This is a genomic window from Neoakkermansia glycaniphila, from assembly GCF_001683795.1.
Classification (GTDB): Bacteria; Verrucomicrobiota; Verrucomicrobiia; order Verrucomicrobiales; family Akkermansiaceae; genus Akkermansia; species Akkermansia glycaniphila.
Genome location: NZ_LIGX01000035.1, coordinates 77885 through 98480, shown reverse-complemented (window position 1 = coordinate 98480; position 20596 = coordinate 77885). Strand labels below are relative to the sequence as shown.

At 60.3% G+C, this 20596-nt stretch carries 18 protein-coding genes and 1 CRISPR repeat array; of the genes, 14 read left to right on the top strand and 4 right to left on the bottom strand.

The window, feature by feature from the left end:
• Nucleotides 1–51 precede the first annotated feature (51 nt).
• Both AC781_RS10040 and AC781_RS10035 read right to left on the bottom strand, forming a co-directional pair.
• Nucleotides 52–1368 (bottom strand): malic enzyme-like NAD(P)-binding protein, encoded by a 1317-nt coding sequence (locus tag AC781_RS10040; protein WP_067777402.1) that lies wholly within the window; start codon nucleotides 1366–1368, stop codon nucleotides 52–54.
• Nucleotides 1369–1504: 136 nt separating this feature from the next.
• Nucleotides 1505–1987, bottom strand: coding sequence for a DUF805 domain-containing protein (locus tag AC781_RS10035; RefSeq protein WP_067777400.1), 483 nt, complete (start codon nucleotides 1985–1987; stop codon nucleotides 1505–1507).
• 204 nt (nucleotides 1988–2191) lie between these two features.
• On the opposite strand from AC781_RS10035, the gene carB reads away from it, so the two are divergent.
• The 3 genes from carB (at nucleotide 2192) to AC781_RS10015 (ending at nucleotide 6667) form a co-directional block, all read left to right on the top strand.
• Nucleotides 2192–5389, top strand: a complete 3198-nt coding sequence (carB, locus tag AC781_RS10030; RefSeq protein ID WP_067777398.1) for a carbamoyl-phosphate synthase large subunit — start codon at nucleotides 2192–2194, stop codon at nucleotides 5387–5389.
• Between the two features lie 275 nt (nucleotides 5390–5664).
• Nucleotides 5665–5892: a hypothetical protein gene (locus AC781_RS10020; protein WP_067777394.1), complete on the top strand. Its 228-nt coding sequence runs from the start codon at nucleotides 5665–5667 to the stop codon at nucleotides 5890–5892.
• A 4-nt stretch (nucleotides 5893–5896) separates the two neighbouring features.
• Nucleotides 5897–6667, top strand: coding sequence for a hypothetical protein (locus AC781_RS10015; protein WP_067777393.1), 771 nt, complete (start codon nucleotides 5897–5899; stop codon nucleotides 6665–6667).
• Between the two features lie 330 nt (nucleotides 6668–6997).
• A CRISPR array of direct repeats spans nucleotides 6998–8038; the repeat unit is 33 nt; unit sequence GTCGCACTCCTCACGGAGTGCGTGGATTGAAAC.
• Nucleotides 8039–8111: 73 nt separating this feature from the next.
• Here AC781_RS10015 and AC781_RS10010 read toward each other — a convergent pair.
• The gene (locus AC781_RS10010) at nucleotides 8112–9482 is read right to left on the bottom strand and encodes an MATE family efflux transporter (protein ID WP_067777391.1); all 1371 of its coding nucleotides are present in this window, start codon (nucleotides 9480–9482) and stop codon (nucleotides 8112–8114) included.
• A gap of 57 nt (nucleotides 9483–9539) precedes the next feature.
• Nucleotides 9540–10565 carry a tRNA dihydrouridine synthase gene (locus tag AC781_RS10005; protein ID WP_083076931.1) on the bottom strand — a complete coding sequence of 342 codons (1026 nt, stop codon included), beginning with the start codon at nucleotides 10563–10565 and terminating at the stop codon, nucleotides 9540–9542.
• 79 nt (nucleotides 10566–10644) lie between these two features.
• Here AC781_RS10005 and AC781_RS10000 point away from each other — a divergent pair, with 79 nt between their 5' ends.
• The 11 genes from AC781_RS10000 (at nucleotide 10645) to AC781_RS09950 (ending at nucleotide 20576) form a co-directional block, all read left to right on the top strand.
• Nucleotides 10645–11853, top strand: coding sequence for a 4-hydroxy-3-methylbut-2-enyl diphosphate reductase (locus AC781_RS10000; RefSeq protein WP_067777389.1), 1209 nt, complete (start codon nucleotides 10645–10647; stop codon nucleotides 11851–11853).
• Nucleotides 11854–11895: 42 nt separating this feature from the next.
• Entirely contained in the window at nucleotides 11896–12969 is a 1074-nt protein-coding gene (locus AC781_RS09995) for an acyltransferase family protein (RefSeq protein WP_172801786.1), read from the top strand.
• A gap of 112 nt (nucleotides 12970–13081) precedes the next feature.
• On the top strand, nucleotides 13082–14533 hold the full coding sequence (gene guaB, locus AC781_RS09990; protein WP_067777383.1) for an IMP dehydrogenase: 1452 nt from the start codon (nucleotides 13082–13084) through the stop codon (nucleotides 14531–14533).
• A 13-nt stretch (nucleotides 14534–14546) separates the two neighbouring features.
• A complete protein-coding gene (gene guaA / locus AC781_RS09985) occupies nucleotides 14547–16070 on the top strand; it encodes a glutamine-hydrolyzing GMP synthase (RefSeq protein ID WP_067777381.1) in 1524 nt (507 codons plus the stop codon).
• 21 nt (nucleotides 16071–16091) lie between these two features.
• Nucleotides 16092–16694 (top strand): sugar O-acetyltransferase, encoded by a 603-nt coding sequence (locus AC781_RS14365; RefSeq protein ID WP_067777380.1) that lies wholly within the window; start codon nucleotides 16092–16094, stop codon nucleotides 16692–16694.
• On the top strand, nucleotides 16691–17368 hold the full coding sequence (locus AC781_RS09975; RefSeq protein WP_067777379.1) for an HAD family hydrolase: 678 nt from the start codon (nucleotides 16691–16693) through the stop codon (nucleotides 17366–17368). Before AC781_RS14365 ends, AC781_RS09975 begins: the two co-directional genes overlap by 4 nt.
• Before the next feature lie 5 nt (nucleotides 17369–17373).
• Entirely contained in the window at nucleotides 17374–17874 is a 501-nt protein-coding gene (locus tag AC781_RS09970) for a pyridoxamine 5'-phosphate oxidase family protein (protein ID WP_218107270.1), read from the top strand.
• Nucleotides 17871–18842 carry an AEC family transporter gene (locus tag AC781_RS09965; RefSeq protein WP_067777374.1) on the top strand — a complete coding sequence of 324 codons (972 nt, stop codon included), beginning with the start codon at nucleotides 17871–17873 and terminating at the stop codon, nucleotides 18840–18842. Before AC781_RS09970 ends, AC781_RS09965 begins: the two co-directional genes overlap by 4 nt.
• Before the next feature lie 96 nt (nucleotides 18843–18938).
• Nucleotides 18939–19355: a hypothetical protein gene (locus AC781_RS09960; protein WP_067777372.1), complete on the top strand. Its 417-nt coding sequence runs from the start codon at nucleotides 18939–18941 to the stop codon at nucleotides 19353–19355.
• 9 nt (nucleotides 19356–19364) lie between these two features.
• Nucleotides 19365–19643, top strand: coding sequence for a hypothetical protein (locus AC781_RS09955; protein ID WP_141675872.1), 279 nt, complete (start codon nucleotides 19365–19367; stop codon nucleotides 19641–19643).
• Nucleotides 19644–20039: 396 nt separating this feature from the next.
• The gene (locus tag AC781_RS09950) at nucleotides 20040–20576 is read left to right on the top strand and encodes a hypothetical protein (RefSeq protein WP_141675871.1); all 537 of its coding nucleotides are present in this window, start codon (nucleotides 20040–20042) and stop codon (nucleotides 20574–20576) included.
• Nucleotides 20577–20596 lie beyond the last annotated feature (20 nt).

Here is a 20596-nt window from a genome sequence, read left to right as displayed (position 1 = left end):
ATTCAAAGAAAAAGGCCGGGTCGATGCCCGGCCTTGTCTCTGTGGAGGTGTTTATTTGTAAGAATCTACGAGCGCGTGGGTGCGTTTCGAGACGTGGGCGATTCTGGATTTGAGAGCCGCCTTGTAGGCTTCCACATTGTTCAGCAACTCGGGGTTTTTGGCGACTCCGGAGATGATGGCCGCCTCGGCGATGGCCGGGCAGAGGTATTCGATCATGCGCGGGTCTAGCGGTTTCGGAATGACGTAGTCGATGCCGAATTCCAGAGGCTTGCCGCCGCTTGCCTTGACGACGGATTCCGGTACGGGCTGCTTGGCGAGATCCGCCAGCGCGCGGGCGGCGGCTATTTTCATCGGCTCGTTGATGCAGGTGGCATGTACGTCGAGCGCGGCGCGGAAGATGTACGGGAAGCAGGAGACGTTGTTCACCTGGTTCGGCCAGTCGGAGCGGCCGGAGCCCATGATGCAATCCGGGCGGGCGGCCTTGGCATCGTCGTAGGTGATTTCCGGGTCCGGGTTCGCGCAGGCGAAGATGATGGGGTGCGGGGCCATGGTTTTGACCATTTCCGGCTTGAGCAGGCCTTTCTTCGAGAGGCCGAGGAAGATGTCCGCTCCTTGCAGGGCGACTTCCAGCGAGCATTCCTCGCTCTGGGCGAACTGTGCCTTGGTGGCGTGCAGGTCGAGGCGTCCGGTATGGATGAGGCCGCGGGAGTCGAACATGTAGATGTTTTCGCGGCGTACGCCGAGAGCCATGTAGAACCTCGCGCAGGCGATGCCGGCGGCTCCGGCTCCGACGACGACGCATTTCATGTCTTCGAGGTGGCGGTTCGTCAGGTCGGCGGCGTTCAGCAGGGCTGCGCCGGAGATGACGGCGGTGCCGTGCTGGTCGTCATGGAAGACGGGGATGTTCATTTCCTGCCTCAGGCGTTCTTCGACCATGAAGCATTCGGGGGCCTTGATGTCTTCGAGGTTGATGGCGCCAAAGGTCGGCTCCATGGTTTTGATGACTTCGATGAGCTTTTCGGGCTGGGTGACGTTCAGTTCGAGGTCGAACACGTCGATGTCCGCGTAAATCTTGAAAAGAAGTCCCTTGCCTTCCATCACGGGCTTGGAGGCGGCGGCTCCGATGTTGCCGAGGCCGAGGACGGCGGTGCCGTTGCTGATGACGGCGACGAGGTTGGATTTTCCGGTGTAAAGTGCGGCGGCGGCGGGATCCTCCTGAATGCGGAGGCAGGGTTCCGCAACGCCCGGGGAATAGGCGAGAGTCAGGTCCTGCACGGAAAAACAGGATTTGCAGGGCAGGACTTCAAGTTTGCCGGGGCGTGGGAATTCGTGGTATTGAAGAGCTTCTTGGGCTAAGTTCGAACTCATTGTGTATGCGAAGTACGAGAGACGGCATCGCGCCGCCTTCGCGCGAGAGTTTCGCCTATGTGCCGCAGAAATTCAAGCAAGGAGTTTGCCCTTCCATGACATGAAGCGGGCGGAGGCGTTTCAGGAAAGGCCGTTTTCAGGCTTCCGGAGCCTCTTCGTTCCGTGCGGCCCGGCGGTTTAGAGGGGCAGGCCCGTACTTGTTCGGGCCGGGAGTGGATTGCATGAGGGCGATGGCGATGAAAAGAATCCACGCCCCGGGGTGCGTATAGGCCATCGCCTGGAAAACATCTTCAGGCAAGGAGATGATGCTTTGGACAAACAGGCAGACGATGGGCGCCAGCACCCACCATCCGCTGTGCGCGGCATCGCGCAGGCGGCGAATGCTCATGACGATGAGGAAGAGCGTGCTCGGCAGCAGCAGGCTCTGCATGACTGTGTGGAGCATGTCCGGCTCTTGGGTGCCGGGCGTCCATGAGTGGAAGTAATCCCACAATGCCCATGAGTTCAGGCAATCGGCCAGCAGGAAGAGCAGGAGCCAGGGCAGGTAGCCGCGCCGTCCGAGGCGGGAGAAGAATCGGCGGCGGGCGGGAGCAGATTGAGCCGGGGAAGAATCGGGCATGATCCTATGATAATGCATCCCGCCGGATTTGCCAAGCCGAATGAGGCCTGTTCGTCTCCCTGTTTCCGATAAAAAGGCATGGGCCGGATGCTCCGGCAGTGGATGCCATGGTACAATGCCTCTTGCCGATTTCGTAATAAAAAATACTTTAGTCTTGCTTTTTCGAGCCTGTTATGGCATACCCCTTGGGATTTAACCTAAAATATGCCGAAAGACACGTCTATCCACAAGATTCTCGTGATCGGGTCCGGCCCGATCGTTATTGGACAAGGTTGCGAGTTCGACTATTCCGGAACTCAAGCGTGCAAGGCATTGCGTGAAGAAGGGTACGAGGTGGTGCTGGTGAATTCCAACCCAGCCACCATCATGACGGACCCGGAAACAGCCCCGCGTACCTACATCGAACCGATCACTCCCGAGTATGTGGAGAAGATCATCGCCCGCGAGAAGCCGGACGCCCTGCTGCCGACCCTCGGCGGCCAGACGGCCCTGAACTGCGCCATGAAGCTGCATGCCGACGGCGTGCTGGACCGCTATGGCGTACGCATGATCGGCGCGAATGCCGATGCCATCGACAAGGGCGAAGACCGCCTGCGCTTCAAGGAAGCGATGCTGAAAATCGGGCTGGACGTTCCCCGCTCCGGCATCGCCCACAATATGAACGATGCCTGGCAGGTGGCGGAGGAGATCGGTTCCTATCCCCTCATCATCCGCCCCGCCTTCACCCTCGGCGGCACGGGCGGCGGCATCGCCTACAACCGCGCCGAGTTCGAAGAAATCTGCGCCCGCGGCATCGACCTTTCCCCCGTATCCGAAGTGCTGATCGAGGAATCCCTCCTCGGCTGGAAGGAATACGAGATGGAAGTGATGCGCGACCGCAACGATAATTGCGTGGTCGTCTGCTCCATCGAAAACCTCGACCCGATGGGCGTTCACACCGGAGACTCCATCACCGTGGCCCCCATCCAGACCCTGACCGACCGCGAATACCAGATCATGCGCGACGCCTCCTTCGCCGTGATTCGTGAAATCGGCGTGGAAACTGGCGGCTCGAACATCCAGTTCGCCACCGATCCGAAGACGGGCCGCATGATCGTCATCGAGATGAATCCGCGCGTCTCCCGCTCCTCGGCTCTCGCCTCGAAGGCTACGGGCTTCCCGATCGCCAAGCTCGCGGCGAAGCTCGCTGTCGGTTACACGCTCGACGAACTGCGCAACGACATCACGAAGGAAACCCCCGCCTCGTTCGAACCCTCCATCGACTATGTGGTCACCAAGGTGCCGCGCTTCACCTTCGAGAAGTTCAAGCAGGCCGACGCCCGCCTGACCACCTCGATGAAATCCGTGGGCGAGGCCATGGCCATCGGCCGCACCTTCAAGGAATCCCTGCAGAAGGCTCTCCGCTCCCTCGAAACGGGCCGCTGGGGCTTCGGCTTCGATAACAAGGACCCCGAAAACCCCTCCCATGAGGAAATCGTGCGCATGCTCGCCGTGCCGAATGCCGAACGCATCTTCTGGATTCAGACGGCCTACATGAACGGTTTCTCGCTCGAAGAAATCCACGACATCACGCAGATCGACCCGTGGTTCCTCGCCCAGCTCGAAGATCTGGCGAATGCCGGGAAGAACCTCGCCACCCTCGACCTCAAGGAAGCCAAGAAGCTCGGCTTCTCCGACCGCCAGATTGCGAAAGCACGCGGCTGCTCGGAAGACGATGTACGCAAGGAGCGCAAGCGCCACGGCATCATCCCCACCTACAGGCTGGTGGATACCTGCGCCGCCGAATTCGAAGCCAGCACCCCGTACTACTACTCCAGCTACGGAGAAGAGAACGAAGCCCGTGACGAAGGCCGCAAGAAAATCATGATCCTCGGCGGCGGCCCGAACCGCATCGGGCAGGGCATCGAGTTCGACTACTGCTGCGTGCATGCCTCCTTCGCCCTGAAGGAACTCGGGTACGAAACCATCATGGTGAACTCGAACCCGGAAACCGTCTCCACCGACTACGACACCTCGGACAAGCTCTACTTCGAGCCCCTCACGCTGGAAGACGTACTGAACATCTGCGACCAGGAAAAGCCGGACGGCGTGATCGTCCAGTTCGGCGGCCAGACTCCGCTGAACCTCGCCTCCGCTCTCGAAGCCCACGGCGTGCCCATCATCGGTACCAGCCCGAAGAGCATCGAACTCGCGGAAGACCGCAAATACTTCTCCGCCCTCCTCGACGAGCTCCGCCTCAAGCAGGCGGAAGCAGGCACCGCCGTCACGCAGGATGAAGCCGCCGAAGTGGCCGGGCGCATCGGCTACCCCGTCCTCGTCCGCCCCTCCTTCGTACTGGGCGGCCGCGCCATGATGATCGTCTATGACGAGCAGGAACTCCGTCGCTACATGGCCGAAGCCGTGGACGTCTCCCCCGATCGCCCCGTACTCGTGGACCGCTTCCTTGAAAACGCCATGGAAATCGACTGCGATGTGATCTCGGACGGCGATATCTCCGTCGTCGGCGCCATCATGCAGCACGTCGAACCCGCAGGCATCCACTCCGGCGACTCCGCGTGCATGATCCCTGCCGTCGGCGTATCCATGGGCATGCACAAGGAAATGATGCGCGCCGCCAAGGAACTGGCCGCCCGCCTCAATGTGCGCGGCCTGATGAACATCCAGTTCGCCATCAAGGATGAAGAGCTCTACGTCATCGAAGTGAATCCGCGCGCCTCGCGCACCGTCCCCTTCGTCTCGAAATCCATCGGCGTACCGCTCGCCAAGCTCGCGGCCAAGGTCATGTCCGGCAAAACGCTGCCGGAACTCGGCTTCACCAAGGAAATCGTGCCGGAATACTACTCCGTCAAGGAAGCCGTCTTCCCGTGGGGCCGCTTCCCGGGCATCGACGTCGTCCTCGGACCCGAAATGCGCTCTACCGGCGAAGTCATGGGCATTGACGCCGACCCGGAAATCGCCTTCGCGAAATCCCAGATCAGCGCGTTCAACCCGCTGCCGGAGCCGGGCCTCGTCTTCATCTCCGTCAACGACCGCGACAAGGAAGCCGTCGTCCCCATCGCCCGCGACCTCGTGCGCCTCGGCTACGACCTCTGCGCCACGCGCGGCACCATGATCCACCTGCTGCAGCACGACATCGAATGCGAACGCGCCTACAAAGTGCATGAAGGCCGCCGCCCGAACATCGTGGACCGCATCAAGAACGGCGACATCGTCTTCATCATCAACACGCCCGGCTCGCACGACGCCCGTGCGGACGAAGTAGCCATCCGCGCCAGCGCGGTCGGCAGCAAAATCTCGTACTGCACCAACCTTGCCTCGGCGCGCGCCTGTGTGGCCGCCGTCCGCGGCATCAAGGACAAAGTCGCAGGCGTGAAAACCATTCAGGAATACCACGGAGTCTGATCCTGCATCGGCTCCGCCCGATTCCCTCCCCCGGTGCGCTTCCCGTACCGGGGGATTTTTGTGGATGCCATGGCGGCATTGGCAAGCGAATGGCGGGTATTCACAAAGGATCGCCGGAGAGGAGCATTTGCGCATGGAATCCCTTGGCGGAGCGGAGATGCGGGAAGCGCATGGCCGGGTACGGGAAAACGGTGGGGTGCAGCCCGTTCCGAGAAATAGAATTCGGGCGAGACCGTTTGCTTGACAGCCATTCTGCAATCGGCTAGCTTTATACAATGTCATCCTCCTTTTCCGTGTCGACCCTGATTTCCGCAGCGGGCATGCTGCTCTTCTTCCTCTCTTCAGGCATCTCCGGGGCGGCTCCCGTCTTCATCCCCCACGTCTCCGAAACGGAAGGATGGTACGATGTGAACAAGAAGACGAAGTGGACGGACTGGCCCCTTGCACAGCCCAACTGGTGGGAAGAACCGGCTCCGACCCGCCCGAAGGAATGGAATAGATAGCCTGATGTGCTGGGCCGCTGCAGCCTCCAACATCCTCCAGTGGTGGCAGGACAACCGTACAGACGTAGCCGCTTCCACGCCGAACGGATACGCCTCCACCTATGTCGCCATGCCGCAGGTTGCGCAACTCTTCATCTACCAGATGATCACGAGAAACTGGACCGACGGGGGAGGGCAGGTGGAACAGGCGTGGAACTGGTGGTTCAACGGCGGCATGCTGCCTGATGTATACTATCCGACATCGTCACAGATACAGACGACTCCGATATCTCCGGGCGGGTACTGGAGCCATCTTGGCATGACCTTCGATATGGACGCCATCGAATCGCCCCTGTTCCGGAGCTATGGCTTCTATTCCGTGGGCAATACGAGCCTTAAGAAAGAATTCACCGGAGTCTTCACCGATTATATCGACAACGGCTGGGGCGTCTCCCTCAGCCTGACCTCTCCGACTACGGGGCACGCAATCACCATGTGGGGATACGACTATACGGAAGAAGGAGACCTCATCCTGTACCTCACCGATTCGGACGACTACCGGATCGCCATGTTCCGGCAGATACTCAAAATGTCGGACACCGGCCACCTCTATCTGGAAGGCATCGACAATGAAACGGCGCAGTATGCCTATGACCCTGCGACGGCGACTGGGTGGGAAGTCACTTCCATCCATGCGCTCACTGCACCGCTGAACTTGGCGCCCGAACCGTCCGCCGCCGCTCTGGCTTTGGCGGGATGCCTCGCCGGGATGTGGAGAAGGCAGCGGAGAGTATGAGGCTGAGTCTCCTGCAGCAAGGGGAAAGGACAGTGTGGCAGCTTGTGAAACGGGCGGTATTTTGCGGCGGCTGGGCAGGCGATTGATGGAAAAGACTTGCCCATCGTCGAGACCTGCCCTACAATTCCGAATGTCAGGAATGGCCGCCGTGGCGCGAACCCCAAGCTGTGGCGAAATTCCCGGGAGATCTGCGAAATGCGTGATTCGCTGGGAATCAGAAGATTGAAAGGACTGGCGCGGGTGCAATCGTCTGCTTTTCGGCAGTACGTCAGCAAGTCCGCGCAAATGCAAGCATGGACAAGGCTTTATCAATGTGTTATGGTCTTGGCTGTCGCACTCCTCACGGAGTGCGTGAATTGAAACATCAGCCTTGCCGCCGGTTCCAATATCGTGAAAAGTCGCACTCCTCACGGAGTGCGTGAATTGAAACATTGAACATGACGGAAAGCGTCTCCCTGTATCTGGTCGCACTCCTCACGGAGTGCGTGAATTGAAACAACAGGGGGAAGCAGCAAGCCGCTGAGCGAAGGGGTCGCACTCCTCACGGAGTGCGTGAATTGAAACTAGATTCCGGGGTGACGCGGGCGGAAGCGATGAGTCGCACTCCTCACGGAGTGCGTGAATTGAAACTCAAAACAAGAAGTCATTGACATGAAGGCGATGAACGTCGCACTCCTCACGGAGTGCGTGAATTGAAACCCTCCCTTACCTCGCCTCCCCGCAGCCTGAAAATGTCGCACTCCTCACGGAGTGCGTGAATTGAAACTCCACAATCAGCACCGTGCCGCGTGGGCTATATCGTCGCACTCCTCACGGAGTGCGTGAATTGAAACTCATCTCGGCTACATCACATGAGGAAATTGGCATGGTCGCACTCCTCACGGAGTGCGTGGATTGAAACCGGCGGCGATGGGTTCCGGGTCGCCGGGGATGGTGTCGCACTCCTCACGGAGTGCGTGGATTGAAACTGCTGGCCATGCGCATCTCCTGCGTCGAGTAGATGTCGCACTCCTCACGGAGTGCGTGGATTGAAACTTGCCGTCAGATTCCCTCTTCACCCTCGCCGCATGTCGCACTCCTCACGGAGTGCGTGGATTGAAACATCGGAAGCCCGCCTGTCGTGTCGAATAATAGGGGGTCGCACTCCTCACGGAGTGCGTGGATTGAAACCTTCATCCCTGCCCGGCACTCCGCCACGGGCAAGGTCGCACTCCTCACGGAGTGCGTGGATTGAAACGCAGGGGATGCCGCTGTCCATATCCGGGTACCATGTCGCACTCCTCACGGAGTGCGTGGATTGAAACTGGCATGCTTCGCCAGCATTTTTTGCTCGATCGGGTCGCACTCCTCACGGAGTGCGTGGATTGAAACCCTCCGTTCATGAGGGTGCAGACCGGCGATAAGGTCGCACTCCCCACGGAGTGCGGCGGGAGATGTTTCTACCTCAGGCCATTTCTTCGTCATGGATGCCGCTTTTCATTTTGCGGCGGAAGAACCATGACAGGGTGATCCATGCTACGGCGGAGGAGATGAGGTCTGCCGTGGCCATGGCGAACCAGATGCCGTTCTGCCCCCAGAAGGTGGGGAGGACGAGCAGCAGAGGCACGAGGAAGATCATCTGGCGGGTGAGCGAGAGGAAGATGGAGATTCGCGCCCTGCCGATGGATTGGAAGAAGTTCCCGATGACGATGGGGGCGCCGATGAGGGGGAAGGCCAGTGCGCTGAGGCGCAACCCGCGTTCGGCGATTTCTTTCAGTTCGGCGTTGTCGGTGAACATGCCGGCGAGCATGTGCGGGAAGAGTTCGCAGGCGAGCCATCCGAAGGTGGTGATGCCGGTGCCGGCGATGATGCCGTAGCGGAGGACCTGCCGCACACGGTCGAGCCGTCCTGCGCCGAGGTTGTAGCCTGCGATGGGTTGCATGCCCTGCGTGAGGCCGATGACGACCATGACGACGAGGATCTGTACGCGGCTGATGACGCCGAAGGCTCCCACCGCCGGGTCTCCGCCGTGATCCAGCAGTTGCCGGTTGATGACGAGGACGACGATGCAGCCGCAGGCATTCAGCAGGCAGGGTGCCATGCCGATGGAGGCGATGGCGGTGCAGATTCCCCGGCGGAGCCGGTAGATGCCTTTGGTGAAGTGGATGGTGTGCGAGCTGTCGCGGTAGTGGTGGATGATCCATGCCAGGCCGACGCATTGCGCGAGGAGCGTGGCGATGGCTGCCCCTGTCATCCCCCAGCCGAGAGTGAAGATGAAGACGGGGGCGAAGGCGACGTTGGCGACGACGGTGATGATGGTGGTGAGCATGGCCTTGCGCGGGTAGCCGGAGGCGCGCATGGCGTGGTTCATGTTGAAGAAGGCGTAGGTGAGCGGCAGGCCGAGCAGGGTGACGAGCATGAAGTCGTAGGCATGCGGCATGGTGCCGGAGCTGGCTCCGAAGAGGTGCAGGATGGGGTGCAGGATGGGGCAGCATCCCCACCCGAAGGCGATGCCGAGGATGATGCTGAGCAGGAGCATGTTGCCGAAGACGTTGAATGCGCCTTCCCGGTCGTGCCTGCCAAGGGTGATGGAGCAGACGGCTGCGCCACCGATGCCCACAAGGGTGCCGAGCGCGAAGACGAGGCTCATGATGGGGAAGGCGACTCCGAGGCCGGAGAGGGCTTCGGCTCCTACGCCGTGGCCGATGAAGATGCTGTCGATGACGTTATACAGCGAATACGCCACCATGCCGGCGATGGCCGGAAGGGAGTATTGGAGGAGGAGCTTGCCGATGGGTTCGCGCTCCAGGGCCTGCATGTGTCGATCCTGTTCCATGGCGGTGTGTCCGGCGAGGGGCGGGGCGCGGAATGGTAGGGGAAACGGGCGCCGTTGTCAAGGCGAGGGTGCGGTGCCGGGCGGCGGGGCGGCGGCTTTCAGCGCGGCGACGTGGGCGATGAGCCGGGAGTGTTCCGGCGGAGTTTCGGGGTAGGGGGTATCGGTGTCGAGGTGGTCCCTGACGGGCTGGAGCAGGGTTTCCTTTGTGGTGGCGCGGCGCATGCGGTGGCCGAAGTCGTCCGGCAATCCTTCGGCCACATAGACGAGGAATTTTTTCATGCGGTGGATGTGGTCGATTTCCTTGTAGGGGGTGAAGAGCCGGGCGGTCTCCTCGAACAGGGCGAGGGCGTAGGCCATCATGTCGCGGCAGGTCGGGGCGGCTTCTCCCCGGAGGCGTCGGAAGAGGTAGGGGTTGCGCACGGCTCCGCGTCCGATCATCAGCCCGGCGGGGTTGGCGGCTCGTTGCCATGCGGCGGCGGATTCCGCATCCGCCACGTTGCCGTTGGCGATGACGGGGCATTCCATTTCCGCAACGGCGCGCCGGACGGTTTCGATGTGGACGGGGGTGCGGTAGCCTTCCGCCATGGTGCGGGCATGGATGGCGAGGCGGTCGGGCGCGTGTTTGCGGAGGATGGGGAGGATTTGTTCGAATTCGGCGGGGTCTTCCCAGCCGATGCGGCATTTGACGGTGAAGGCTCCGGCGGGCAGGGCGTCGCGCAGCGCGCCGAGGGTGGAATCGAGCCGCGAGAGGACGCGGAGCAGTCCCGCGCCCGCGTATTTGCGGGTGACGATGGGGGCGGGGCAGCCGACGTTGAGGTCCACTCCGGCAACGGGGTATTGCATCAATGCCTGCGCATCGCGCACGAGGGCGGGGATGTCCGAGCCGACGAGCTGTCCGTAGATCGGGACTCCGGTTTCATTTTCCGTGATGCTGCTGAGGGTGGAGGGGGCGAGCTTGCGGTGGTGCGGCGTGGTGCGGAAGTACTCCGTGATGAAGTAGTCGGGCAGCGTGCCGAGCCTGTGCAGGGTACGGATCATCGCGAGGTCGGAAACATCCTGCATGGGCGCGAGCGCGAGAAGCATGCCGCGATTCTACCACGGGGCGGCTTCGCTGGAAAGGGTTAAGCTTGACTCGCAGCGGCGAAAAGGCGACACTCGCGCCATGAAGCCGAACAAGCCTGTCAACGTCCGCCGCTCCGATGTCATGGAAAAGGTTTCCGCCGTGATCGGCGAGCATTACCTGAGTCCGCTGGTGGATGGCATCCGTGCCCGGGGTGGCCGGATGGTGCTGGACAATATGACGATTCTGCTCGCGCAGGAGTTCGGCTTCTGTGCCGGGGTGCGCCGTGCGATCGATATTGCCTATGCGGCGCGGCGCGTGTTCCCCGACCAGCGGATTTATCTGATCGGCGAGATCATCCACAATCCCGAGGTGAACCGCCAGCTCGACGAGATGGGGCTGGTGCGCCTGCCCTGGCAGCAGATGGACGAGAGCTACGAGGCGTTGACGCCCGATGACGTGGTGATCATTCCCGCCTTCGGCGTACCCGTGCAGATGCGGGAATTTCTGGAAGAGAAGGGCGTGTCCATCGTGGATACGACCTGCGGAGATGTGATGAAAGTCTGGCGGCGCGTGAAGGGATATGCGAATAGCGGCATCACTTCCGTCATTCACGGCAAGGCGAAGCACGAGGAGAGCCGCGCGACGGCGTCTCACGCCCGGGGCGATGGCGGGGATGGGCATTACATCGTCGTCTTCACTTCGGAGGATGCCCGCGTGGTCTGCGATTACATTCTGGGCAAGGGCGACCGGGAAAAGTTTCTGGCGCATTTCCGGGGGGCGATGTCGGAAGGCTTCGATCCCGACCTCCATCTGCAGCGTGTCGGCATGGCGAACCAGACGACCATGCTCAAGGAAGAGACCCTTGAAATCCAGACCATGCTGCGCGACGCGGTGATCGCTCGCGACGGCAACGAGCTGAACTTCCATGTGTTCGATACGATCTGCGGTGCGACGCAGGATCGCCAGAATGCGCTGTTTCATCTGCTGGAGCAGCCGCTGGATGCCGTCATCGTCGTCGGCGGCTACAACAGCTCGAACACGACCCACCTCGTCGAGATCGCCCAGAAGCACCAGCCGAACACATGGTTCGTCGAAAATGCCGCCTGCATCGAAAGCCTGCATGAAATCCGCGCCTTCAATACCCGGACGAAGAAGGAGGAACTGACGGTCCTTCCGCCCGAAGCGGCTGACACATCCTGCCGCTGGACGGTGGGCATCACCGCCGGAGCTTCCTGCCCGGCGAACCTGATCGAAGAGGTGATTCGCCGCTTCGCCGCTCTGCGCGGCTGCGCCGTGGAGGCGGAGTAGGGATTGGCAAAGGCGGATTGATTCTATTCTCTTGAGATGGTCATGAGCGATGGCGACAATCTGAATTCCGGAGCATTGCGGGTTGCATTCATTGATACGCTGAGAGGGGTGGCGATGTTGCTCGTCATCTTTCATCATTGCGGCGCTCCTGGGAGCGATCTGATTCTAGCCTTTCATATGCCGTTGTTTTTCTGGCTGTCCGGTTATGTTCAGTCCTTGCAGAAAGGAGACATTTCGCTATGGGTTACGATTAAAAAAAGATTCGTGCGCTTGATGCTGCCTTATTTCGGGTTTGAACTGATCAATCTGGGTATATCGCTTGTTTTCTATCCACACTTATTGCATGCAAATAATTTTCAAAGCGCCTTGTGGAGTATTGCCTCCTGTGTGAATGTGCCGGTCTATTACGGCATATGCCTGAGATTGTGGTTTTTGCCGTGCATGTTCGTGGTGGGTATATTATATGCTTTGATTGCCAAAATGATCGAATGGAGGCATGGCAGTGTGGCAAAATGGTCGTGGGCATGTGGCCTCGCCTTCATCCTGCTTTCCTTCGCCGTGAATACAGCCATGCCGGAAGGCAGATTGCCCTTTGCCCTGGATACGGGGTTGGTCGGCGCGGGATTCCTTTTCTTCGGCATCGCCTGCCGTCCCTATGTGGATTGGCTGTATGTGCAGAAATGGTATGTGTTGGCTGCGGTTGCGATCATTGGAGGGGGCGGAGTGTATGCGGCGCAGGAGTTGAATAGCTCCTTGTTCCTGATGTATGTCGATCAGTACGGCGATTACCTTTATGCCATGCCCGGTGCGCTTGCCGGATGTTTTTTTGCGTGCAGCCTGGTATTCCTGTGCAAGGATATGCTTCCTGTCCGGATGGTGAATTATCTCAGTAGAAACTCATTAGCCATATTCCCTGTACATCTGGACATTCTCTTTTTGGTTTCCGTTCTTTTGAAAAGCGTCGATTCTCTGCAATTGTTTCCTTTCTCTTCCAATAATTTCGTGTTCAAAGTCATTTTCGTATGCGTGTTGATGATTCCATGTATATGGGTTGTGAACCGATTCTTTCCGGTTTTGGCGGGAAAAGGATGGAAAAAGCGAGAGCCTCGCCAATGACGGGCGGTGTCCGGCGAGCGTCTGCAGCAATCCTTCGCAGCCGGGCGCGAAAAAATCGTTCGTGCTGATGGTTTAGTCTTGCAATCCTGCCCGGAATCGGGTAGCTTCGCTCATGGCGGAATATCCTCTTGGACTCAGTTTTGACGATGTGCTCCTGCTCCCGTGCTTGAGCACGATTCTTCCCGGCGATGCCGATGTTTCTTCCCGGCTCGTTTCTTCCTTCCCTTTGCGTTTGCCGATCCTTTCTTCCCCGATGGATACGGTGACGGAATCGGAAATGGCCATTGCCATGGCGCGTGAAGGCGGCCTCGGCGTGATTCATCGCAATAACCTGATCGAGATTCAGGCCGCAATGGTGTCGAAGGTCAAGCGTTTCGACAACGCCGTGATTCCGAACCCGATCACCGTGTGCAAGGATATGACGATCGTTGAAGTGCGCGAGCTCGTGCACCAGCACGGCTATTCCGGCTTCCCCGTGGTGGATGCCGACGGCAGGCTGGAAGGCATCGTCACCGGTCGCGACATGCGCGGCGTGGAACGCCCCGAAACGACTCGCGTTTCCGACGTGATGACTCCGGTTGCCCGCCTCATCACTGCCGCTTCGACGACGACGATCGAGCAGGCCCGCAGCATTCTGCACGAAAACCGTATTGAAAAGCTTCCCCTCGTGGATGCCGACGGCCGCCTTGCCGGACTCATCACCGAGACGGACATTCAGAAGCGCGAATTCTTCGCCGACTCCTCGAAAGATGAATTCGGCCGTCTCCGCTGCGGCGCAGCCGTGGGCGTGGGTCCCGACTGCATCGACCGTGCGAAGGCTCTCATCGAAGCGGGCGCGGACGCCCTCTTCATCGACGCCGCCACAGGCCACACCTCCCGCGTGATGGATGTGATCGCCAAGCTCCGCGAGCTTTCCGACAAGCCCGTCGTCGCAGGCAATGTGGTGACGAAGGACGGCGCGGCCGACCTCATCGCCGCCGGTGCGAGCGCCATCAAGGTAGGCGTGGGCCCCGGTTCCATCTGCACCACCCGCATCATTGCCGGCGTGGGTATGCCCCAGTTCTCGGCCATTCAGGAAGTGGCCTCCGTCGCACGCCCGGCAGGCGTAGCCGTGATCGCCGACGGCGGCATCCGCTACTCCGGCGATGTGGTGAAGGCTCTCGCCGCAGGCGCGGACCTCATCATGATGGGCGGCCTTCTTGCAGGCTGCGAAGAAAGCCCCGGCCAGGTCGTCCACTATCAGGGCCGCCACTTCAAGCAATACCGCGGCATGGGTTCTCTCGGCGCGATGCGCCGCGGCTCCGGCGACCGCTACGGGCAGAACAGCTCCGGCAAACTCGTCGCCGAAGGCGTGGAAGCCCGCGTTCCGTACAAGGGCATGCTGGCCGACGTCATCTTCCAGCTCATGGGCGGCCTCCGTTCCGGCATGGGCTACCTCGGCGCGAACGACCTCGCCACCCTGCGCGAGCATGCACGCTTTGTGCGCATCACGGCAGGCGGCCTGAAAGAAAGCCATCCGCACGATATCACCATCACCGAAGAACCGGTCAACTATTCCTGCTAACTCTCCCGTACACATGCACGTCAAACACCTCGTCGCCGTCATCGACTTCGGCTCCCAGTACACGCAGCTCATCGTGCGCCGCGTGCGCGAACTGGGCTTCATGGCCAAACTGTACGCTTTGGAGGATCTGGACCAGATCCATGAACCCGGTGCCGTCATCCTCTCCGGAGGCCCGAAAAGCACCACGGATGCGGATGCCCCCGACATCGATTTCGCCTGGCTGCAAAGCTTCGGCGTGCCCGTGCTCGGCGTGTGCTACGGCATGCAGCTCCTGAATATCAAACACGGCGGTACCGTCAAGGGCAGCAACAAGCGCGAATACGGCCCCGCCGCCCTCGTCCCCGAAGCCGGAGCCGTGTTGTACAAGGATGTGACCCCCTCCTCGCAGGTGTGGATGAGCCATTCGGACACCGTGGACCACCTCGCCGAAGGTTGCTCCGTGATCGCCCGCAATGCGGAAGGCGTACCCGTCTCCCTCCAGTGGAGCGACCGCATGTACGGCATCCAGTTCCACCCGGAAGTCACCCACTCGCACGAAGGCCGCACCATCCTCCGCAACTTCCTTGCGCTGGCGGACAACCTTCAACGCTTCGACATCGGCGACTTCAAGAACGAAATCGTGCAGGAAATCCGTGACCGCGTGGGCGACAAGCAGGTCGTCTGCGGCGTTTCCGGCGGTGTGGACAGCACCGTGCTGGCCGTCCTGCTGCATGAAGCGGGCGTGAACGTGCGCCCCATCTTCGTGGACAACGGACTTCTCCGCAAGAATGAAGCCGAGGAAGTACAGGCCAATTTCGCCCGCATGGGCGTGGAAATCGAAACCATCGATGCCTCCGAACGCTTCCTGAACGCACTCGCCGGAGAAGGCGACCCCGAAAAGAAACGCCGCATCATCGGCGGCCTCTTCCTCGATGTGTTCTGGGATGCAGTCGGCAACGCCGAAATGCTCGCACAGGGCACCCTGTACCCGGACGTGATCGAAAGCGCGTCCAACGCCAAATCGAAAGCCTCCGTCATCAAAACCCACCACAACCGAGTGGAACGCGTGCTGGAACTCCAGGCGCAGGGCAAGGTGCTGGAACCGCTGGCCGAACTCTTCAAGGACGAAGTGCGCGAACTCGGCGCAGCCATGGGCATCCCTCACGACATCCTCTGGCGCCATCCCTTCCCGGGCCCCGGCCTCGCCGTACGCTGCCCCGGCGAAGTGACGAAGGAACGCCTCGACATCATCCGCGAATGTGACGCCATCTTCATCGGCAACCTCAAGAAATTCGGCTGGTACGAAAAGGTGTGGCAGGCCTACGCGGGCCTGATCCCCGTGAAAACCGTCGGCGTGAAGGGCGATGAACGCTCCTACGAATGGGCGACCAACCTCCGCGCCATCGTCTCGGAAGATGCGATGACCGCCGACTGGGTGGAACTCCCCCCGGCCCTGCTTCGCGAAACGAGCAACCGCATCCTGAACGAAGTCAAGGGCATCAACCGCGTTCTGTACGACATCTCGACCAAGCCCCCGGCATCCATCGAGTGGGAGTAATATTCTCCCGGAAAGGAGCAGCTGATGACCGAACTGGAAAAGTGCATGGCGGGCGAGTGGTACGATTGCCATGACCCGGTGTTTCTTGAGTTCAAGAAGAAGGCTCATCGGCTGCTGCTGCAGTACAATGCGCTTCCCTACGAGCAGAAAGAGGAGAAGCGCCTCGTGCTGGAGGAGATGCTCGGGAGCATCGGCGAGAAGGTTTCCGTGGGGCATTCGTTCGTTTGCGATTACGGCCGCAATATTCATATCGGCAGTAATGTGACGGTGAATACGGGCTGCACGTTTGTCGATTGCAATGAGATACGGATCGGCAATAATGTGCTGATCGCTCCCAATGTGCAGATTTATACGGCGACGCATCCCGTGGAGCTGGCGGAGCGCCTGACTCCCGTGGAGACGGATGGAGGCACCGAATACGTGCGCCATACCTACGCCCTCCCGGTGCGGATCGAGGACGGGTGCTGGATCGGCGGCGGTGTGGTGATTCTGCCCGGCGTGACGATCGGACACGGGAGTGTGATCGGCGCAGGCAGCGTGGTGACGAAGGATGTGCCGCCGAATTGTCTGGCGGCGGGTAATCCCTGCCGCGTGATTCGGCCTATCAACGGAGGTGCGGCATGATCAGAATGGTCGGTTTCGATTTGGACGGGACGATCGGCGAGACGATTCCGATGTGCCTGCGGGTGTTTGCCCGGGCGGTGTCTCCCCATGCGGGGCATCTGCTTAGCGAGGAGGAGATTGTGCAGACGTTCGGCCTGAACGAGGTGGGTATGGTGAAGGCGATCGTGAAGGAGGGCTGGGAGCAGGCGTTGGAAGATTTCTACACCCTTTATGAGGAGATGCACGGCGAGTGCGCCGAGCCTTACGAGGGTGTTGTCGAGCTGATCGACGATTTGAAGCGGTGCGGCGTGCAGGTGGCCCTGATTACGGGCAAGGGGGCGGTGAGCTGCCGGATTACGCTGGAGCGGTTCGGCCTGCAGGATGCGTTTTGCCGGATCGGTACCGGAGCGGAAGACCGCCTGAACAAGGCGGAGCTGATGGCCGGGCTGCTGGAGGAGTACGGGTTGGAGCGCGACGAGTTTCTGTACATCGGCGATGCCTTGTCGGATGTCGCCGCCACGAAGGAGGCGGGGGTGGTCTGCCTGTCCGCCGCGTGGAGCGAGGCTGTCGATGCTTCGCGGCTGCGGGAGGTGAATGATCCTGCGCTGGTGTTCGGCGGTATCGAAGAGTTGAGAAACTATCTGGCGGGGCTCATCGGCGGCTTGCCGGAAGCGGCAGGAGAAATGAGACCATGAGAGAGATGAGAAGAAAAGGGGAACGCGCCACGCAGGAGGAGGCGCGCCGGATCGTGGAGGAGAGCGAATACGGCTTTCTCGCTACGGCCGGGAACGGCGGGCTGCCGTACGGCGTGCCGGTGTCCCACGTTCTGCACGGGCAGGCGGTGTATTTTCATTGCGCCGTCGAGGGGCGGAAGCTGGACAATATCCGCGAGAATTCCGCCGTGTGCCTGACCTGTGTTTCCCGCGCCGAGCCGCTGCCCGAGCAGTACGATGTCCGCTATGCCTGCGCCGTCGTCGAGGGCAGGGCGGCTCTCGTCGAGGACGAGGCCGAGGTGCTCGAGGCTCTGCTTCTGATCGGAAGGCATTACACGCAGCACGATGAAGCGGCTCTGGATGCCTACATCCGGACCCGCCTGCACCGGACTTTCGTGTGCCGCATCGATATCGAAACCATCACCGGGAAAATCCACGGCGGCGCTCCGTCCGGCGGATCCGGTTCTACGGCCTGTCATCAGTCATGAATTCCTGGGATATTGTTCTTGCCACTTTTCTTGCCGTCATTCCTGTCTACCTGATTATCGGTACGGGCTGGCTGCTGCGCCGCATCCACTGGATTCTGCCTGCGCATGAATCGCCGCTGATGCGTGTGGCGCTGGATGTGTGCTATCCGTGCCTGATCCTGTCGAGCATGCTCGGCAATGAGAAGTTGTCGAGCATTTCCTTTTCCGCGCAGGCGATTGCCATGGGCTTTACCGAACTGGTCGTCGGCATGGGTGTGGCGTGGTCGGTGGCCCGGCTGCTGAAGCTGAAGGTCGGTACGGGGTTGCGGACGTTTTCGCTGTCGGCGGGTATTCAGAATTACGCTTTCTTCGTGATCCCCATTCTGATGGTGCTGTTCCCGGCCAAGGGTGATCCGACCCTTGGGGTGCTGATGACCCACAATGTCGGCTGCGAGCTGGCGGTGTGGACCATCGGCATTATCATCATTGCCGGAGGGGTGAAGAATCTGTCCGCAGGCATCTTCCTGCGCGGGCCGCTGATGGCGGTGGTGATCGGTCTTCTGCTGGGCTGGACGGGGCTTGGCTCCTACGTGGCGGTGCCTCCGGTGATGAATACCCTGTCCATGTTCGGCGGGTGTGCGGTGCCGCTCTGCATGATGCTCTTCGGCTGTACGATGTACGATTCATGGGAGCGGATGCAGTGGAACCTGCGGCTGAATATCGCCGGTGTGCTGACGCGGCTCGTGCTGGCTCCGATGCTGATTCTGCTGTTGGCATGGGCGCTGCCCGTTGATCCTCTGATCAAGCGTATCATGGTGCTGCAGGCGGCCATTCCTTCTGCGGTGATTCCCGTCATCCTTGCCAAGCGGTTCGGAGGCCATCCGGATATTGCGACGCAGGTGCTGCTGGTCACGACCCTCGTGTCGTTCATTACGCTGCCTGTCTGGCTGGCGGTGGGGGATATGTTCGTCGTGCCGCTCGTGCCCTAGGTTGTATCGGCGGGATGCGTGTATGGCCCTGTTGTTCGGCCTGTGCGGCATCATTCTTCTTGTACTCTCAATATGTGGAGTGTAGGATGAAAGCCTATGAAAAGATTACAACTTTTTCCCTATGCCGTTGCCATCCTGTGCGCCGGATTTGCCTTTGCTGCGCCGAAGGACGAACCTCCCGTCAGGCCGGAGGCCAAGTACGTCGAGATCACTTCCGGAACGGAAGACCTGGGATTCGACTGGATCGTGAATCCGTTTGCGGTAGATGCCGTGAAGAAGGAAGCGGCAATGTACGAAGTGCTGGCCACCCACAAAACCATTGCCCGCTTCGAAGGCTACCGGAATATCGTCTGCCTTGGGCGGGCTGCGTTGTGTCCCGACCGCTGCGGGCATTCGACGGTGGTCGCCGGTTTCACTATCGTTTCCTACCGTGACCATCACAAGAGCGGGCAGTATGGGGACGAGCAACAGAAAGTATTTGAAATGGATGTTTTGCAATCTGCGCCGGGATAGCCTGCGGTCGTGATGGACGCCGTCAGGAAGTTGTCCCCCGGCGATGTCGTCAACCTCGAATGGCAGCACCTCTACATATACGATGGCCGCAGCAGTTATCCTGCCCGCGTCGTCAACCTCATCACTCCGGCGAAGCTCCTTGACGAGATATTGCTTCCTCCGCCCGCCCCTTCCGGCAAATATGGGCCATCCGCTCTGCCTTATATCCGTTTGATGATGGGCGGTCGGAATGCTTCAACCCCGGACAGGAAAGAAGACGCTGTTCCGCAGGACGGAAAGCAGGGCTAGCCGCATGGGCAACGGATGCCAGGCGGTACGCGGCGCGGGCGAGTCGGTATGTCATGGTGTAGAGGTATGCTTGACGGGCATGGCCTGCGCCGGGGTCGGACAATAACACCCCATGCGGGTGCGTGGATTGAAACTTGGCTTGGTGAGTCGTCCTTGGCGGGACGATCGGGCCGCACCCCTACGGAGTGCGTGGATTGTAACCGGGGGATGGGATGCCTTATTTCATGGGCGTTCGCCGTATCCCTTCTGGAGTACGCTGTAAACTCCTCTCGCCGTGATTCCGTAGGCATGCCGCTAATAATTAGATATGCCGACAGCCTTTTGACTTGATTCGGGAAGGATTTCCCCTAGACTGTATCCGCAATGAAAACTCCCTACGCTTTCCATTCAGCATGCATGATGGCAGGAATCCTGCTGGCAGCCTGTACCGTTTCGGCTTTATCTGCTCAGACCGAACAAAATGCAGTCCCTGCCACATCGGCTGCTCCGGCTGCATTCAAACAGTACGAAGTGCTTGCAACCTTCAAAACCATTGCCCGGTTCGACGGTTACAAGGATATCCCCTGTCGCCATCTCACCTCGCTGTGCCCCGACCGTTGCGGGCATGCGTCGCGCGTCGCCGTCTTCACCGTTGCCTCGTACCTCGACTACCACAAGGGAGGAAAGTACGGTGATGAAAAACAGCAGACGGTTTACGTGGATGTAGCCAAACCCGTCTATGGACAATCACCCCAAGTGGCGGAAACCATTGCCAAGTTGAAGCCCGGTGACATCGTGCGCCTTGACTGGCAGCACCTCTACATGCACGACGGTGGCTCCATGTATCCCGTTCGCCCTGTGAACAGCATCGCTCCGGCCAAACTCCCTGAAGGCATCGTACTGCCTCCTCCTCCCCTTCCGGAGAACCCTGCACAGGTACCCATGCCCCTTTGAACAGAACCCGATCAGCCACA

Excerpts from the sequence above, each read along its gene's own strand:
- AC781_RS10040 (WP_067777402.1), bottom strand. The coding sequence starts at position 1,368 with ATGAGTTCGAACTTAGCCCAAGAAGCTCTTCAATACCACGAATTCCCA.
- AC781_RS10035 (WP_067777400.1), bottom strand. The coding sequence starts at position 1,987 with ATGCCCGATTCTTCCCCGGCTCAATCTGCTCCCGCCCGCCGCCGATTC.
- carB (WP_067777398.1), top strand. The coding sequence starts at position 2,192 with ATGCCGAAAGACACGTCTATCCACAAGATTCTCGTGATCGGGTCCGGC.
- AC781_RS10020 (WP_067777394.1), top strand. The coding sequence starts at position 5,665 with ATGTCATCCTCCTTTTCCGTGTCGACCCTGATTTCCGCAGCGGGCATG.
- AC781_RS10015 (WP_067777393.1), top strand. The coding sequence starts at position 5,897 with ATGTGCTGGGCCGCTGCAGCCTCCAACATCCTCCAGTGGTGGCAGGAC.
- AC781_RS10010 (WP_067777391.1), bottom strand. The coding sequence starts at position 9,482 with ATGGAACAGGATCGACACATGCAGGCCCTGGAGCGCGAACCCATCGGC.
- AC781_RS10005 (WP_083076931.1), bottom strand. The coding sequence starts at position 10,565 with ATGCTTCTCGCGCTCGCGCCCATGCAGGATGTTTCCGACCTCGCGATG.
- AC781_RS10000 (WP_067777389.1), top strand. The coding sequence starts at position 10,645 with ATGAAGCCGAACAAGCCTGTCAACGTCCGCCGCTCCGATGTCATGGAA.
- AC781_RS09995 (WP_172801786.1), top strand. The coding sequence starts at position 11,896 with ATGAGCGATGGCGACAATCTGAATTCCGGAGCATTGCGGGTTGCATTC.
- guaB (WP_067777383.1), top strand. The coding sequence starts at position 13,082 with ATGGCGGAATATCCTCTTGGACTCAGTTTTGACGATGTGCTCCTGCTC.
- guaA (WP_067777381.1), top strand. The coding sequence starts at position 14,547 with ATGCACGTCAAACACCTCGTCGCCGTCATCGACTTCGGCTCCCAGTAC.
- AC781_RS09975 (WP_067777379.1), top strand. The coding sequence starts at position 16,691 with ATGATCAGAATGGTCGGTTTCGATTTGGACGGGACGATCGGCGAGACG.
- AC781_RS09970 (WP_218107270.1), top strand. The coding sequence starts at position 17,374 with ATGAGAAGAAAAGGGGAACGCGCCACGCAGGAGGAGGCGCGCCGGATC.
- AC781_RS09965 (WP_067777374.1), top strand. The coding sequence starts at position 17,871 with ATGAATTCCTGGGATATTGTTCTTGCCACTTTTCTTGCCGTCATTCCT.
- AC781_RS09960 (WP_067777372.1), top strand. The coding sequence starts at position 18,939 with ATGAAAAGATTACAACTTTTTCCCTATGCCGTTGCCATCCTGTGCGCC.
- AC781_RS09950 (WP_141675871.1), top strand. The coding sequence starts at position 20,040 with ATGATGGCAGGAATCCTGCTGGCAGCCTGTACCGTTTCGGCTTTATCT.